At 55.5% G+C, this 14,106-nt stretch carries 12 protein-coding genes; 4 read left to right on the top strand and 8 right to left on the bottom strand.

The window, feature by feature from the left end:
- Nucleotides 1-58 precede the first annotated feature (58 nt).
- Nucleotides 59-241 carry a YodC family protein gene (locus AB8818_RS19640; RefSeq protein WP_116338958.1) on the bottom strand — a complete coding sequence of 61 codons (183 nt, stop codon included), beginning with the start codon at nt 239-241 and terminating at the stop codon, nt 59-61.
- 78 nt (nt 242-319) lie between these two features.
- Nucleotides 320-1,234: a DUF808 domain-containing protein gene (locus AB8818_RS19635; RefSeq protein WP_192984988.1), complete on the bottom strand. Its 915-nt coding sequence runs from the start codon at nt 1,232-1,234 to the stop codon at nt 320-322.
- Nucleotides 1,235-1,409: 175 nt separating this feature from the next.
- Between AB8818_RS19635 and yedA the strand changes: the two genes are divergently transcribed.
- Nucleotides 1,410-2,324, top strand: a complete 915-nt coding sequence (gene yedA, locus AB8818_RS19630) for a drug/metabolite exporter YedA (protein ID WP_028013712.1) — start codon at nt 1,410-1,412, stop codon at nt 2,322-2,324.
- Here yedA and AB8818_RS19625 read toward each other — a convergent pair.
- The 3 genes from AB8818_RS19625 to AB8818_RS19615 all read right to left on the bottom strand — a co-directional run bounded on the left by AB8818_RS19625 (nt 2,296) and on the right by AB8818_RS19615 (nt 4,946).
- On the bottom strand, nt 2,296-2,787 hold the full coding sequence (locus tag AB8818_RS19625; protein ID WP_192984966.1) for a very short patch repair endonuclease: 492 nt from the start codon (nt 2,785-2,787) through the stop codon (nt 2,296-2,298). The genes yedA and AB8818_RS19625 overlap by 29 nt on opposite strands.
- On the bottom strand, nt 2,768-4,183 hold the full coding sequence (locus tag AB8818_RS19620; RefSeq protein ID WP_163329826.1) for a DNA cytosine methyltransferase: 1,416 nt from the start codon (nt 4,181-4,183) through the stop codon (nt 2,768-2,770). The genes AB8818_RS19625 and AB8818_RS19620 overlap by 20 nt, the downstream gene beginning before the upstream one ends.
- A gap of 61 nt (nt 4,184-4,244) precedes the next feature.
- Nucleotides 4,245-4,946, bottom strand: a complete 702-nt coding sequence (locus AB8818_RS19615; RefSeq protein WP_192984985.1) for a phosphohydrolase — start codon at nt 4,944-4,946, stop codon at nt 4,245-4,247.
- Nucleotides 4,947-5,231: 285 nt separating this feature from the next.
- Between AB8818_RS19615 and ompC the strand changes: the two genes are divergently transcribed.
- Nucleotides 5,232-6,374 carry a porin OmpC gene (gene ompC / locus AB8818_RS19610; protein WP_192985263.1) on the top strand — a complete coding sequence of 381 codons (1,143 nt, stop codon included), beginning with the start codon at nt 5,232-5,234 and terminating at the stop codon, nt 6,372-6,374.
- Between the two features lie 62 nt (nt 6,375-6,436).
- On the opposite strand, the gene AB8818_RS19605 is transcribed toward ompC, so the two are convergent.
- On the bottom strand, nt 6,437-7,300 hold the full coding sequence (locus tag AB8818_RS19605; protein WP_163329825.1) for an N-acetylmuramic acid 6-phosphate etherase: 864 nt from the start codon (nt 7,298-7,300) through the stop codon (nt 6,437-6,439).
- Between the two features lie 165 nt (nt 7,301-7,465).
- Between AB8818_RS19605 and AB8818_RS19600 the strand changes: the two genes are divergently transcribed.
- Nucleotides 7,466-9,082, top strand: coding sequence for a sensor histidine kinase (locus AB8818_RS19600; protein WP_163329824.1), 1,617 nt, complete (start codon nt 7,466-7,468; stop codon nt 9,080-9,082).
- Entirely contained in the window at nt 9,079-9,798 is a 720-nt protein-coding gene (gene dcuR / locus AB8818_RS19595; protein ID WP_116338943.1) for a two-component system response regulator DcuR, read from the top strand. Before AB8818_RS19600 ends, dcuR begins: the two co-directional genes overlap by 4 nt.
- Here the strand turns inward: dcuR and AB8818_RS19590 are convergent.
- Complete coding sequence (locus AB8818_RS19590; RefSeq protein WP_116338941.1) at nt 9,779-10,741, bottom strand: FAD:protein FMN transferase; 963 nt, start codon at nt 10,739-10,741, stop codon at nt 9,779-9,781. The genes dcuR and AB8818_RS19590 overlap by 20 nt on opposite strands.
- Before the next feature lie 58 nt (nt 10,742-10,799).
- The gene (locus AB8818_RS19585) at nt 10,800-13,580 is read right to left on the bottom strand and encodes a flavocytochrome c (protein ID WP_192985261.1); all 2,781 of its coding nucleotides are present in this window, start codon (nt 13,578-13,580) and stop codon (nt 10,800-10,802) included.
- Nucleotides 13,581-14,106 lie beyond the last annotated feature (526 nt).

The following is a 14,106-nucleotide window of genomic DNA, read 5'->3' as shown; positions in this document are numbered from 1 at the left end:
ACTGCCTACACCCGGTACTGGAGATAAAAAACGCCCGGCAAAGCCGGGCGTTATGTGATTAAGCCTTGTCCCGCTTGTGCTGCCCGTCACCCGGCTGAAGCTCATCTTCACGAAATGCTTCCCGCTGGACGCTAAAGCCATCGTGCCACCGACACTCCACCATTCCGCTGGAATACCCGGTGACAATCATACGTGGGCCGCCCTTCTTAGGCTTAACTTCATCACTGACCAAAAAGACCATACCTGCCTCCTGTATCAGGGTGAAACTGTTTCAATTTAGACGAGGAATGGTCTTTTTGCATCCTGCGACGGGTAACAATTAGTGCGCTGTACCGCGCATTTTTTCAACCAGTTTCACCGCTGCCACCACGATAGCGCCAACGATAAAGCCCAGCACAAGATTAAGCAGCGTCGGCAGAATAGCGGCCACCACGCTCCCCTGCGCCGAGGAGAAATGTTCGATAGCATGATGCAGCGGAGCAATGCCGTGAACCACAATACCGCCGCCCACGAGGAACATCGCCAGGGTGCCCACCACGGACAAGCTCTTCATCAGCCACGGCGCCAGCGTCAGTAAGCTCTTGCCGATGCCTTTTGCCACCGCGCTTGATTTCTCCTCCAGCCAGTAGCCGATATCATCGAGCTTCACGATCAGACCGACCAGGCCGTAGACGCCTACCGTAACCAGAATGGCGATTCCGGAAAGGATCAGCACCTGATTCAGCAGCGGTGCGTCGGAGACAATGCCCAGCGTAATGGCAACGATCTCTGCTGAAAGAATAAAGTCGGTGCGAATGGCGCCTTTGATTTTATCGCGCTCGAAGACTTTCGGATCCTGCGCGGCCAGCGCTTCAAGGCGCTGCTGACGCGCCTCCGGGGTATCCTTCTGCTTGCGAGAGCTCAAAGAGTGCAGGACCTTCTCCACGCCTTCGAAACATAAAAATGCCCCGCCAATCATCAGCAGCGGCGTGATTGCCCAGGGAATGAATGCGCTGATCAGCAGCGCCAGCGGCACCAGGATCACTTTATTCAGAAACGAGCCTTTTGCCACGCCCCACACCACTGGCAGCTCACGGTTAGCCCGTACCCCGCTCACCTGCTGAGCGTTAAGCGAGAGATCGTCCCCCAGCACCCCTGCGGTTTTCTTCGCCGCCAGTTTCCCCATCACGGAAATATCATCCAGTAAGGTGGCAATATCATCCAGCAATGTTAATAAGCTACTTCCTGCCAAAATGGTGATCCTTCTTTTTTTGGTAATTAAGTGAATAGTATGGAGCAAAAGCGCAATCGCGGAAACAGGCACCTTGCGTCAACAAAAATTTCACATCAACTACACAATTAAAGGGCTCGCCAGCGCGATAGTTTTCGCGTTTACTATCAGCGACCTTTTTATTTCGTCGTGAGGGATTATGCGTTTCCGGCAACTGCTTCCACTTATTGGGGCACTTTTTTCGCTGTATATCATCTGGGGTTCCACCTACTTTGTCATTCGCATCGGCGTAGAAAGCTGGCCGCCGCTGATGATGGCGGGCATTCGCTTCCTCTCGGCGGGCGTGCTGCTGCTGGCCTTCCTGCTGCTGCGCGGGCATAAGCTTCCTCCGCTTCGCCCAATGCTGAACGCCGCCCTGATAGGCCTGCTGCTGCTGGCGGTCGGGAATGGCTTTGTGACCATTGCCGAGCACCAGAACGTACCGTCTGGGATCGCCGCCGTGGTCGTTGCCACCGTACCGCTGTTTACCCTCTGCTTCAGCCGCCTTTTCGGCATCCGCACCCGCAAGCTGGAGTGGCTGGGGATTGGCATCGGCCTTGCCGGCATTATTCTGCTCAACAGCGGCGGTAACCTGAGCGGGAATCCGTGGGGCGCAGTGATTATCCTTATTGGCTCGATGAGCTGGGCGTTCGGTTCCGTATACGGTTCTCGTATCGAGCTGCCGACCGGCATGATGGCGGGGGCAATTGAGATGCTTGCGGCTGGGATTGTGCTGCTGCTGGCCTCAGCCCTGACGGGAGAGGAGCTGACTACCCTGCCGCCGTTGTCGGGCTTCCTGGCGGTAGGCTACCTGGCGCTGTTCGGCTCCATCATCGCCATCAACGCCTATATGTTCCTGATCCGTAACGTCTCTCCGGCGGTCGCCACCAGCTATGCCTACGTCAACCCGGTCGTGGCCGTGCTGCTTGGCACCGGGCTTGGCGGTGAAACGCTCTCTCCGGTTGAGTGGTTAGCTTTAGGGGTGATTGTTTTTGCCGTCGTGCTGGTGACCTTAGGCAAATATTTGCTGCCGGCAAAGCCCGTGGTTACGCCTTGCGAGGTGGAGAAACCGTAAGCGCGTGGATCCCCTGCGTGTCGATCTGCGCGGCCTCGCCGCCGCCGCAGATCCACTCTTCCAGCCGTTCGCTCAGAGCGGCATCGTTCAGCTTCAGCCGCCCTTTCAGCGCACATTCCCAGACGATCAGCACCCTCCAGCCCTGCGCGACAAGCGTGGCAAGATCCCGCGCGTCGCGTTCAACGTTCTTGCCAATCTTCTCCAGCCAGAAATCGGTGCGCGTCGCCGGAACTTTAAACAGGTAGCAGTCGTGATGATGCCAGAAACAGCCGTGGGTGAAGATAATGCACCGATACGCGTCGATGACGAAATCCGGACGACCCGCAAGCGCGGGATCCTGTACGCGAAACTCAAAGCCCGCCTGCGTCAGAAGCCCGGCCAGACGCTTTTCAATCGCGGTGTCACGCGTGCCGATGGCACGCATGTTTTTGCTGCGCGTGGCCTTATCGTGAACGTCCGTCATTGACGGCCTCACCCTGGCGGAGCGCCACCGCCTGTCTGATGCGCGAGGCCAGCAGTTTTGCCACCGCCGCGAACGCGGGCACCACCACCGAGTTACCAAACTGACGGTAAGCCTGAGTGTCCGAAACCGGAATGCGGAAACGGTAGCCCTGCGGCGTTTCAAAGCCCATCAGCCGGGCGCACTCCCGCGGCGTAAGGCGACGCGGACGGTGACGCTGGTTTTGCGGATCGTCGAAATCCTTCTCGCCCAGCGCCTTGTCCCAGCCTCTGTCGATCAGGATTTCCGCGCCGTCTTTGTAGTAGCGAGCGGACAACGTGCGGGTCACGCTGTGCGGATCGTTCGGGTTTACCATGCCAAACCCGAAGCCGTTGCCTTTGGCCTGATGCTTTTTGGCATAGCGGTAGAGGTATTTCCACAGGATCGGCGTCAGGATAAATTTTGCGTCGACCACAGGCTCCAGCAGGTCGGCAATGGTTGGACGGCGCTCGGGATATAAGGAGGGAATATCCCGCAGGGTGAAATCCCCCTTCAGATTGAGATCGCGGCGGAAACCGACCAGCACAATGCGTTCGCGATGCTGGGGCAGGAAGTGTTTCCCGTCGATGATTTTCGGGTCATCCGCGCCCATGTCCCCGGAATCGGCCACGTCATAGCCCAGCTCATCCAGCGTTTGCATGATAATGCGGAAGGTCTTTCCACCGTCGTGGCTCTTTAAGTTTTTGACGTTTTCCAGCACGAATATGGCCGGGCGACAGGCGTCAATGATTCGGGCCACATCAAAAAACAGCGTCCCCTGGGTATCGCAGGCGAAGCCGTGGGCACGTCCGAGGGCATTCTTTTTGGATACGCCGGCCAGCGAGAAAGGCTGGCACGGGAAGCCCGCCAGCAGCACGTCATGCGCCGGAATCGTCTGACGAATATGCTCGGCGGCCTGTTCATCCGTGACGCCGCTTTTATGGCTCAGGGTGACATCGCGGATATCGGCGTTGAAATGATGCTCCTGCGGATCGCAGTACCAGTTCGCTTTATAGGTGCGTACCGCATGTTTGTTCCACTCGCTGGTAAACACGCACTGACCGCCGATCGCTTCAAAGCCGTGCCGGATACCGCCGATGCCGGCAAACAGATCGATAAAGCGGAAGGCATAGTTCGGGTGCGCAGCAGGTGGCCGCGGAAGCAGATTTTGCAGATAACGAAACTCGCCTTCACTCAGGCGGCGCCCTGCCCGATCGCTGGTCACTAGCCGCTTAAGGATGGCCGGGCTCCAGTGGCTCTCGCCGTGCGCCACAAGCTGGTTTGCCAGCGTTTTAGCGTCATAAATATCCAGCAGCTGACGCAGTAATGCCTGCACCGTTGCCGTTGACTTCTCTGCCTGCTCAGACGCGGGCTCTGTCACTGATCGATTTTCCTGCATTCTTTTAACCGGGCAATAAAGACTGGGAACAGATTACCACAGTTCACTTTCGCAAACTGCGACGGAAGCGGTGTTGAATCTGGCTATCCAGCCCGATGCAGTCGCCCTGTAATTCGGCACTGAGTTTCGCCATAAACTGAATCAGAAAATCGGCGTTGTGCTGCGCGAGCTCGCGCCCGACCTCGGTTTGCATTGTATCAGGCAAGCGCAGCAGCTTGGTCTGAAAATGATCGAGCGCAAACGCCCGGTCATCAAGTGGCCGCGCGTCGGCAAACGGATCGTCCGCGTTAAAAAGCGGTACGCCCAGCGCGCCTGACACGGCAAACACGCGCGCCAGACCGATCGCTCCCAGCGCCTCCAGACGATCTGCATCCTGGACAATTTTGGCTTCAATCGTGTGCGGCGTCAGTCCGGCACTGAAACTGTGCGCCTCGATGGCGTGCTCCACGGCGGCGTAGCGATCGGACGGGAAGTCAGGGAAATCGCGGTGCAGAATCTCTCGCGTCCTGCGCGCGGCCAGATGCGACGACTGGCTGCGTTCAGGATGGTTTTTCGGCAGGCTGACGATGTCGTGAAAATAGCAGGCGGTCAGGATCGTTAGCGGGTCGACGGGGTGATGTACCATGATTTTCTGCGCCGTCATCCAGACGCGACGGAAGTGTGAAATATCGTGCGCGGTGTCGTCGGTCGCGTGATGTTCATTAAGCCAGGATTCAAAGCGCTGCTGCCACTGTATAAGTTCCATCATCCTTTCCTGTTACGAAAATGGGCGCTTAATTATAACATAGCCAAATGAAATAAATTAAAAAATAGAAATGCGAAATACTTAATAATAATTACCCGCAATATATTCAAACAATTAATTCACATGAAAAATAAAGAGATAAATAGAAATATTTTGTAATATTTTTACCGATTTAATTACATTTATTTTTGAACAAATTTCACAAGCCATGGAATAGTATCGAACACGTAATTACGGAGGGTGATTACATATATTCATATAAATTATCTTTAAAGGGAATATATAATGAAAAGAAAAGTTCTGGCAATTCTGGTACCCGCGTTTTTAATGGCTGGTGCAGCGCATGCGGCTGAAATGTACAACAAAAACGGCAACAAAGTTGACCTGTACGGCAAAGTAGACGCGCGTCATACCTTCTCTGACAACCCTGGCGACGATGGCGATGAAACCTATGTACAGATTGGTTTCAAAGGCGAAACGCAGATCACTAACGAGCTGACCGGTTATGGTCAGTGGGAATACAAAACCTACGCTAACGATACCGAAGGCGCCGGTGATAAATCATTTAACCGTCTGGCATACGCTGGCCTGAAATTTGGCGAATACGGTTCATTTGACTACGGCCGTAATTACGGCGTCGTGTATGACGTTGAAGCCTGGACCGATATGCTGCCGGTATTTGGCGGTGATTCTTACACCTGGACCGATAACTTCATGAACGGCCGTGCTAACGGTCTGGCAACTTACCGCAACACCGATTTCTTTGGTCTGGTTGAAGGCCTGAACTTCGCGCTGCAGTATCAGGGTGCAAATGAAGGCCAGAATGCTCAGGAAGACCAGGAAGGCACTAAAAACGGCCATGAAGACCTGCGCTTCCAAAACGGCGACGGCTTCGGCATGTCTACCTCCTATGACTTCTCCGGCGATCTGTCCGGCCTGAGCCTGGGTGCGGCATACTCTTCATCTGACCGTACCAACCAGCAGGTTGCTTTCGGCAAAAGCTATGAAGGCATCGGATTTGCCGGTGGTGAAAGAGCTGAAGCCTGGACCGTTGGCGCGAAATACGATGCAAACAACGTTTACCTGGCGATGATGTACGCTGAAACCCGCAACATGACGCCAATCGGTAACTTTGGTATCGCTAACCAGACCCAGAACTTTGAAGCGGTTGCACAGTACCAGTTCGACTTCGGCCTGCGTCCTTCTCTGGCCTGGGTTTACTCAAAAGGTAAAGACCTCGACGGTCAGGGATTCGATCAGGACCTGGTTAACTACATTGACCTGGGCATGACCTACAGCTTCAACAAAAACTTCTCCACCTACGTTGATTACAAGATCAACATGCTGGATCAGGACGAAGCACTGTATGACGCATACGGTATCTCTACCGATGACATCGTTGGCGTTGGTATGACCTACCAGTTCTAATCGCCATAAACATTAAAGCCCGCATTCCATCGCGGGCTTTTTTTCATTGAATAACAAATATCTTACGGCGCTTCCTGCAACGCCACGCGGATAAACCCGTTATTCTGCGCCAGCAGCTCATGGGCTTTCCACGCATCCAGACCGGTCAGCACCATCAGCACCGCCGTTTTACAGTGATGGTTACAGCTCTCCAGCGCGGCCTTTGCCTGCGCCCGGCTGCATCCCCCCGCCTCCATCACAATGGCGATTTGCCGTTCAGCCCATTTGGTACTGCTTGCCTCAAGATCCACGCGCAGGTTGCTGTAAACGCGCCCGGTGCGAACGGCCAGCCCGGTGGTAATCATCGAGAGGATCATTTTTTGCGCGATCCCCGCCCTGGTATTGAGATACCCGGCAACCACATCAGCCCCCAGTTCAGGGGCAATTACCATGCTTGCCAGCTGCGCCGCTTCACTTTGAGCATCACCGGTGATGACCGCAACAGGCGCTCCCAGCGACCAGGCATGCCGCATCGCTCCCCAGACCCACGGCGTTTTTCCGCTGACGGTCACCGCCAGTATCATATCGTGTTCACCAAATTTGATGGCCTGCAGGTCAGCGACCCCGCGCTCGTAGCGCCCTTCTCCCTCTTCTGCCGTCACGGCAATTACAGGGGTTTTCCCCGGCGCATAATCATCCGCAGCCTGCCGTGCGGCGCAGCCCGACTGTCCTGCCCCGACGATGACCAGACGGCCACCGTGGTTGAGCGCCGCGGCGGCGTTATCCACCACGCGGGCGATTGTCGTTAAGCAGGGGGTTATAGCAGCAGAAATACGTGCATCTTCCTCGTGGATAACCTTCAGCATGTCCAGCGTGGACAATCTATCTATATTCATCGTGCTGGCGTGCCGTCTTTCCTTGACCGAACCGGTAAGCGTAATGCTCATAAACAGCCTCCTTATTATGAGTACCCACACACTATAAAGTGTTTTATATAGATGACCTGCGAGTGGGGTCACGAAAAGAAGAGCAAATCGACGCTTTTACATGGCTTTAAGAAAAGCCCATCATCAGCGATAATCACCCCCTTTCTTAATCATCGCGGAGTGTTGATGAGCGATCTGCAGCCTTTCCCTCTGACGCGCAAGCGCCCCATGAAACTGTACACGCTGGTCACGTTGATGGTGTCCGCGATTATCGCCTCTGTGCTGCTGGTGGTTTTTGCGCTCTATTCCGTGCAAATCACCCGGGCGACCCGCGATGATGTAAAAGATACCGCGTTGGGTATCGCCCGCACGCTGGCCGACAGCCCGGAGATCCAGCGCGGCCTTATGCAGTCCCCGCAGGCCGACATTATTCAGCCCATCGCCAAAGCCGTTACCCAACGCAACGATCTGCTGCTTACCGTGGTGACCGACATGCGGGGGATTCGCTACTCGCACCCGAACGAGGCGCTCATCGGCCTGCATTTTATTGGCAACGATCTCGAACCCGCGCTGGAAGGCAAAGAGAATGTCTCGGTAAACCGCGGCGCCCTCGCCGAAGCGCTTCGCGTTTTCACGCCGGTCTATGACAGCCAGCACGATCAGATCGGGGTCGTGGTGGTCGGTATTTCCCTCAAAAAGGTGGAAGATCAGATAGCCCGTGGGCGGCTTAACGCGCTCTGGACGATTTTGTTCAGCATCTTTATGAGTTCAATGGCGATTTGGGGGCTGGTGCGGGTGCTGAAGCGCATTCTGTTCGGGCTCGAACCCTATGAGATCTCCGCCCTGTTCGAACAGCGCCAGGCGATGCTGCAGTCGCTTCGCGAAGGGGTACTGGCCGTCGACATTCACGGCCGCGTGACGATGATTAACCACACCGCCAGAGAGATTTTACTCCTGCCCTCCGGCAAGCAGTCGGAAAACGCCAGCGCTCCCCTGCTGGCCAGCCTGCGGGAGATTTCAAAGACGGGCGTCGCGCGTCAGGATCAGGAGATCAGCTGTAACGGCCGGCTGCTGCTGTGCAATATGGTGCCCGTCAAAAGCCAGGAGCGGGTCATCGGCGCGATAGCCACCTTCCGCGATAAAACGGAAATCAGCCAGCTGATGCAGCGTATTGACGGCATGGTCAACTACGTCGATGCCCTGCGCAGCCACACGCACGAGTTTATGAACAAACTGCATGTGATCCTGGGCCTGCTGCACATGAAGCGCTACGACAAGCTGGAGGAGTACATCATCCAGACGGCGCACAATTACCAGACGGATATCGGTACGATCCAGAGCAAGGTAAAATCCCCGGTCGTTGCCGGGTTCCTGCTGGGTAAAATCAACCGGGCGAAGGAAGCGGGCGTCACCCTGACGCTGGCGGATGAATGCCTGATACCGGATACCGCCAGCGAAGAGCAGGTCGCGGTGCTGATCACCGCGCTGGGTAACTTAATCGAAAACGCGCTCGACGCGATGGCAGGACAGCAGGAAGGCGAGATTGGCCTGCTGCTACATTATCAGAATGGCTGGCTCAGTTGCGAAGTCAGCGACGATGGCCCCGGCATTGATCCCACCCAGCTGGAGGCTATTTTTACTAAGGGGTTCTCAACAAAAGGTGAAAACCGCGGCGTTGGGCTGTTCCTTGCTCGCCAGCAGATCCAGAACCTGGGCGGCGATATTACCGTCGAGTCTGAGCCTGGCGTATTTACCCAATTTTTTGTTCACATCCCCTGGGATAGCGAGAGGAATATCGCGTGATAAATGTATTAATTGTCGATGATGACGCCATGGTGGCCGACCTCAACCGTCTGTACGTCAACCGTGTTGAAGGCTTTAGCTGCTGCGGCGTCGCCTCCACGCTCAACCAGGCCAGAGCCATTATCAATAACCCCAGCCAGCCTGTCGACCTGGTGCTACTGGACGTCTATATGCAGCAGGATAACGGGCTGGATCTGCTGCCCGATATTCGCGCGTCAGGCCGTCCGATTGATGTGATTATGATCTCGTCCGCTGCCGATGCCGCCACGATCCAGACTTCCATCCACTACGGCGTGGTGGATTATCTGATCAAACCGTTCCAGTTCCCGCGCTTTGAAGAGGCGCTGAACGGCTGGAAGGCAAAGCACAGCCTGATGGGATCGCACCAGTATTACGAGCAGGCGGACGTCGACCGGCTGATCCACGGCGGGGCGCCGGAGCTGGCGGACAGTAAGAAATTGCCGAAAGGGTTAACGCCGCAAACGCTGCGCACCATTTGCCAGTGGATTGACGGCCACCCGGAGACGGAATTTTCCACCGACGATCTGGCTAACGCGGTAAATATTTCACGCGTCTCCTGCCGCAAGTACCTGATCTGGCTGGCACAAATCAACATCCTTTTCACCAGCATTCACTATGGTGCCACCGGCCGCCCGGTGTATCGCTACCGCTTACAGCCGGAGCAGATCGGGCTGCTCAAACAGTACTGCCAGTAACGCGGTAGCTCTCGTCCAGAAGGGTAAAACGGAAGTGGTGCATCGAGGAGATCACCACTTCTTTTGTCCTGGTCACAAAGATAGCTTCTATATCCGGACGCGCGCGCAGGGCGGCGCAGCCTTTCTCTACCCCCATGCCGTATATCAGCGTGGTCCAGATATCGCCATCAATAGAGTCTCTGGAAATGATGGTGACGCTGTCCAGCTCGTTGTCGAGCGGGTATCCGGTACGCGGGTCGAGAATATGGTGATAGCGCTTGCCGTTCTGCTCAAAGTAGCGCTCGTACGTTCCCGACGTCACCACAGAGAGGTTCTCCACCGTCATCGCGCCGATCAGCGCATCACCGGCGAACGGCTTTTTCAGCCCCACGCTCCAGCCGCCTTCCGGCGAGCCTAACGTCTGGATGTTTCCGCCAAGGTTGATCAGCCCCAGCTCAGCCCCCTCTTTGCGCAGGTAGTCCCGAACCCGGTCGGCAATATAGCCTTTGGCGATGGCCCCCAAATCGATCTCCATCCCCGCTCTGGTCAGAAACACGCTGGTCTGCGCCTCATCAAGGATGACATCCTCAGGCCGGGTAATCGCCAGCAGCGAGGCAATTTCATCGGCAGGCGGAACACTGTCGCCCTGAAAGCCAATCTTCCAGCGCTTCACCAGCGGACCGATCGCCAGGTTAAAGGCGCTGTTTTTAAGCAGGCTTGCCGCTTTCGCACAGCGGATCAGCTCAAACACCGGACGGCTGACGGTAACCGGATGCTGACCCGCCGCATGGTTGATGTCCATTACCTGCGAATGCGCGCGGTTAACGGTCAGGAGATCTTCGTACTGTTTGATCAGGCGGAAAACGCGGGACGCGAGGGCTTCGTCATGGGAGAAGAGTTTCAGGAGAATGGGCGAGCCCATCAGAACGGCGGAGTAGCTGTAAACGCGATGGCTATCAGGCATAGCATGAATCCTCAGATGTAGCCCCGGCAGGCACTGCGCCGCCGGGGAAACAGGTGCCTTACGTTCTTTTTGAGCGCATCGCCGCCTGATGTCCTGCAAGGGTACCAAAAATAATGATATCCGCCACCGCGTTACCGCCGATACGGTTAGCGCCGTGGATCCCGCCAACCACTTCACCCGCAGCGAATGCCCCCGGCAGCACGTTGTGGTTGCTGTCCAGCACGCAGGTTTCGGTGTTGATGGTCACGCCGCCCATGGTGTGGTGCACGCCCGGTGCAATCTGAATGGCGTAGAACGGCCCTTCGTTGATGGGCGCACGCAGCGCGGTGGTGCGGCCAAAATCATCGTCGTGCTGTTTTTCAACGAAACCGTTGTAACGTTCCAGGGTCGCCAGGAAAGCGTGGTGATCCATACCCAGCGCCTCAGCCAGGGCTTTTGGCGAGCTGGCGCTGGTCACGAAACCTTTCGCGATATACTCATCTGCGGCTTTGTTTTTGGCACGTACGTGCTCATCAAAGACGATGTATGCGTATTTCTCCGGCAGCGCGATGATTGACGCCGAGACTTTATCGCGGGTCGACATTTCGTTGTAGAAGCGCTCACCTTTCTGATTGACCAGAATCGCCCCGCCCCCGCGGATGGATTCAGAAATCAGGTACGAGGTTTTCTGCTCCACGGTTGGGTGGATCTGAATTTCGCCCATATCAACCGTGCCTGCACCGATACGCTCCAGCAGCGCGATACCGCCGCCGGTCGCCCCTTTGTGGTTAGTGGTGACGAACCCTTCCAGATCCGGGCGGTATTTCACCACCATCTGGCTGTTGGCGCTGAAACCACCGGTCGCCACGATCACGCTTTTGGCTGCCACGGTGACGGTTTCGTTCTCTTCGGTGGTCAGACGTACGCCGGTCACTTCGCCGTTCTCGAAGATGATGTCGCTGACGGAGGTATCCAGCATCACCTCGATGTTGCGTTTATTGACGTTACGCACCAGGCCGCTGATCAGGTAGCCGCCCACCGCAGAACCGTCTTTTGGACGGTGAGTACGGTCGATGCTCATCCCGCCGGTGGTGGTGATGTCGTTCAGCATGATGCCGCGCGTTGCCAGCCACTCAATTGCTTCCGGCGCGTTCTCCACAAAGCGACGCAGCAGTTCCGGGTTGTTCTTGTTTCCGCCGCCTTTCAGGCTTTCCTGGTAGAACAGCTCTTTGCTGTCCTGAATCCCCTTCACGCGCTGGAAGCGGGTTTCTGCGGCGTTCATACCGGCAGAGGCTTTAATGGTGTTCCCGCCGATGGTCGGCATTTTCTCGACGATCAGCACGCTTGCGCCTTCGTCGTGAGCCTGGATCGCCGCCGCCAGACCGGCGCCGCCGCTGCCGACAACCACCACGTCCACGCTGCGGGTTTCGTTCGGGTCAACGCCCTCTTCCGCCGCCAGCGCCTTGCTGGATTTCAGCATCGCTTTAGAGACCGCTTTTTTCACCGCCTCGCTCTGGCTGGTTGCGCCGGTAATGGCATCCACGTGCGGAGTATTGGCATCCAGAATGCGGGTGCGGATCTCTTCAAAGCTGGTGACAAACTCAACGTCTTCACTCGGGCCGGAGGCAAGTTCGATGTCCGCAATGCGGTCGGTTTCCAGGCTGACGTTAATCACCAGTTCGTTAGCGTCGTCCTGCACTTTCTCAACAAAGGTGCCAGGTTTGAATTTGGACTCGCCCATGCTCATGTCGCGGATCATCGCTTCCACCAGCGAGAAGCGCCACAGCGGCTCAGGGATGCTTAGTTCCTCGCGTCTGGTGCTGTCCATAAACAGCTCAAGGCTTTCACCCGCCGCGATGCGGTCGGTCCAGTCCGGGTAAGCGATAGTGGCGCGGCCTACGGCAATCAGATCGTAGCCGTGGTCCAGCGCTTCATTCACGTCTGACGCATTTACCACGCCGCCAACGCCCATCACCGGAACCTGCGCCAGCGTGTCAGAACGCATTGCGCAGTATTTTTCGATAAGCGGCGTCGGGTCCTGGGTGTCAACAATGGACGGACGCAGGGTGGCGCCTACGGAGAAGTGGAGATAGTCCACGCCGCGCGCGGCCAGTTTCTCCAGCAGGTACATGGTGTCTTCAAAGCGGATGCCCGGAACCTCAAGCTCTTCAGGGGAGAAGCGGTAACCAATGATGAAGGCATCATCGGCGTACTGGCGCACCATTTTGTGGGTGATGTCCAGCACCGCCAGCGGGAACTTCGCGCGGTTATCGCGGCTGCCGCCCCACTCGTCGTCACGCTGGTTTGAATTTGGGGAGTAGAACTGCTGAATCAGGTAGGTGTTCGCCCCGTGGATTTCCACGCCGTCGAAACCGGCCTGGATGGCACGTCGCACGGCTTCGCCAAACTTGCCGATCATGCCTTCCACTTCTTCTGCGGTCAGGGCAACCGGCGTCGCGGCGCCGTCACGCGGCGCGGCCACGGCGCTTGGGCCCACCGGGGTACGGCCACCGATCAGTTTCGGGTCGACCATGCGGCCACCGTGGTAGATCTGCAGCAGCGCCTTAGAGCCTTTGGATTTTATTGCCTCGGCGATTTTCGCCAGCCCGGCGATTTTCTCGTCGGTATCAATCCCAATCGCCCCCGGGAAGGCGAGACCGAGATCGTCGACAAAGCAGCACTCCACGATGATGGTACCAATGCTGCCGGAACGGGCCCGATAGTACTCCACCAGCTCGCTGGTAACGGTGCCGTCATAGTAGCCGGTACAGGTTGTCATCGGGGCCATTAACAAACGGTTTTTCAGTTCAGTGCCATTCGGTAATGTGAAGGGGCTAAGAATGCGTTCGTTAGTGCTCATAATAGAAACTCCAAACTTTTAAAAATTGAGAATTCGTTATCGGATTGATTTTTTGTTTCGTCGTTATTTGCCGATGTCATGATATTAATATAATGATTTTTTTAGTTTATAAAGTTATTACGTTAGTTAAAAAACTATTTAATCCCTGCAATAACACAAATAACACATTGGTGTTAGCGATTGTAATTCAGCCATTCACAATAATTTAAAACTCGTTAAATAAAAAATGGTAAAGCCAATTCACCAAAAACAAACAATTTCCACATAAATCAACAATTTATATAGAATTAAAAATTCATATTGTTACAGAAATGATAAAACAAATCCGAAAAACAGATAATAACCCCATACGCCAGAGTGGTTATTAGTGAAAGCATAAAAATAACGCTGCAATTCTGTTTTTTTGATCGCGATCAATAGTTATGGCATTCAAAAGCGCAATATAAAAACATCATCATTTTTTAATTTAGCGCACATAAAAACGCGTTAAATCGCTATTACTGAAAATACAAAACCGCACCTTTAA

It is taken from the genome of Enterobacter sp. KB-280D8, assembly GCF_041399405.1.
Lineage (GTDB): Bacteria > Pseudomonadota > Gammaproteobacteria > Enterobacterales > Enterobacteriaceae > Enterobacter > Enterobacter cloacae_N.
Note: the sequence above shows the minus strand (reverse complement) of the source record. Positions and strands in the feature narration are given on the sequence as shown.

Excerpts from the sequence above, each read along its gene's own strand:
- AB8818_RS19640 (WP_116338958.1), bottom strand. The coding sequence starts at position 241 with ATGGTCTTTTTGGTCAGTGATGAAGTTAAGCCTAAGAAGGGCGGCCCA.
- AB8818_RS19615 (WP_192984985.1), bottom strand. The coding sequence starts at position 4,946 with ATGGAACTTATACAGTGGCAGCAGCGCTTTGAATCCTGGCTTAATGAA.
- AB8818_RS19600 (WP_163329824.1), top strand. The coding sequence starts at position 7,466 with ATGAGCGATCTGCAGCCTTTCCCTCTGACGCGCAAGCGCCCCATGAAA.
- AB8818_RS19625 (WP_192984966.1), bottom strand. The coding sequence starts at position 2,787 with ATGACGGACGTTCACGATAAGGCCACGCGCAGCAAAAACATGCGTGCC.
- AB8818_RS19590 (WP_116338941.1), bottom strand. The coding sequence starts at position 10,741 with ATGCCTGATAGCCATCGCGTTTACAGCTACTCCGCCGTTCTGATGGGC.
- ompC (WP_192985263.1), top strand. The coding sequence starts at position 5,232 with ATGAAAAGAAAAGTTCTGGCAATTCTGGTACCCGCGTTTTTAATGGCT.
- yedA (WP_028013712.1), top strand. The coding sequence starts at position 1,410 with ATGCGTTTCCGGCAACTGCTTCCACTTATTGGGGCACTTTTTTCGCTG.
- AB8818_RS19585 (WP_192985261.1), bottom strand. The coding sequence starts at position 13,580 with ATGAGCACTAACGAACGCATTCTTAGCCCCTTCACATTACCGAATGGC.
- AB8818_RS19605 (WP_163329825.1), bottom strand. The coding sequence starts at position 7,300 with ATGAGCATTACGCTTACCGGTTCGGTCAAGGAAAGACGGCACGCCAGC.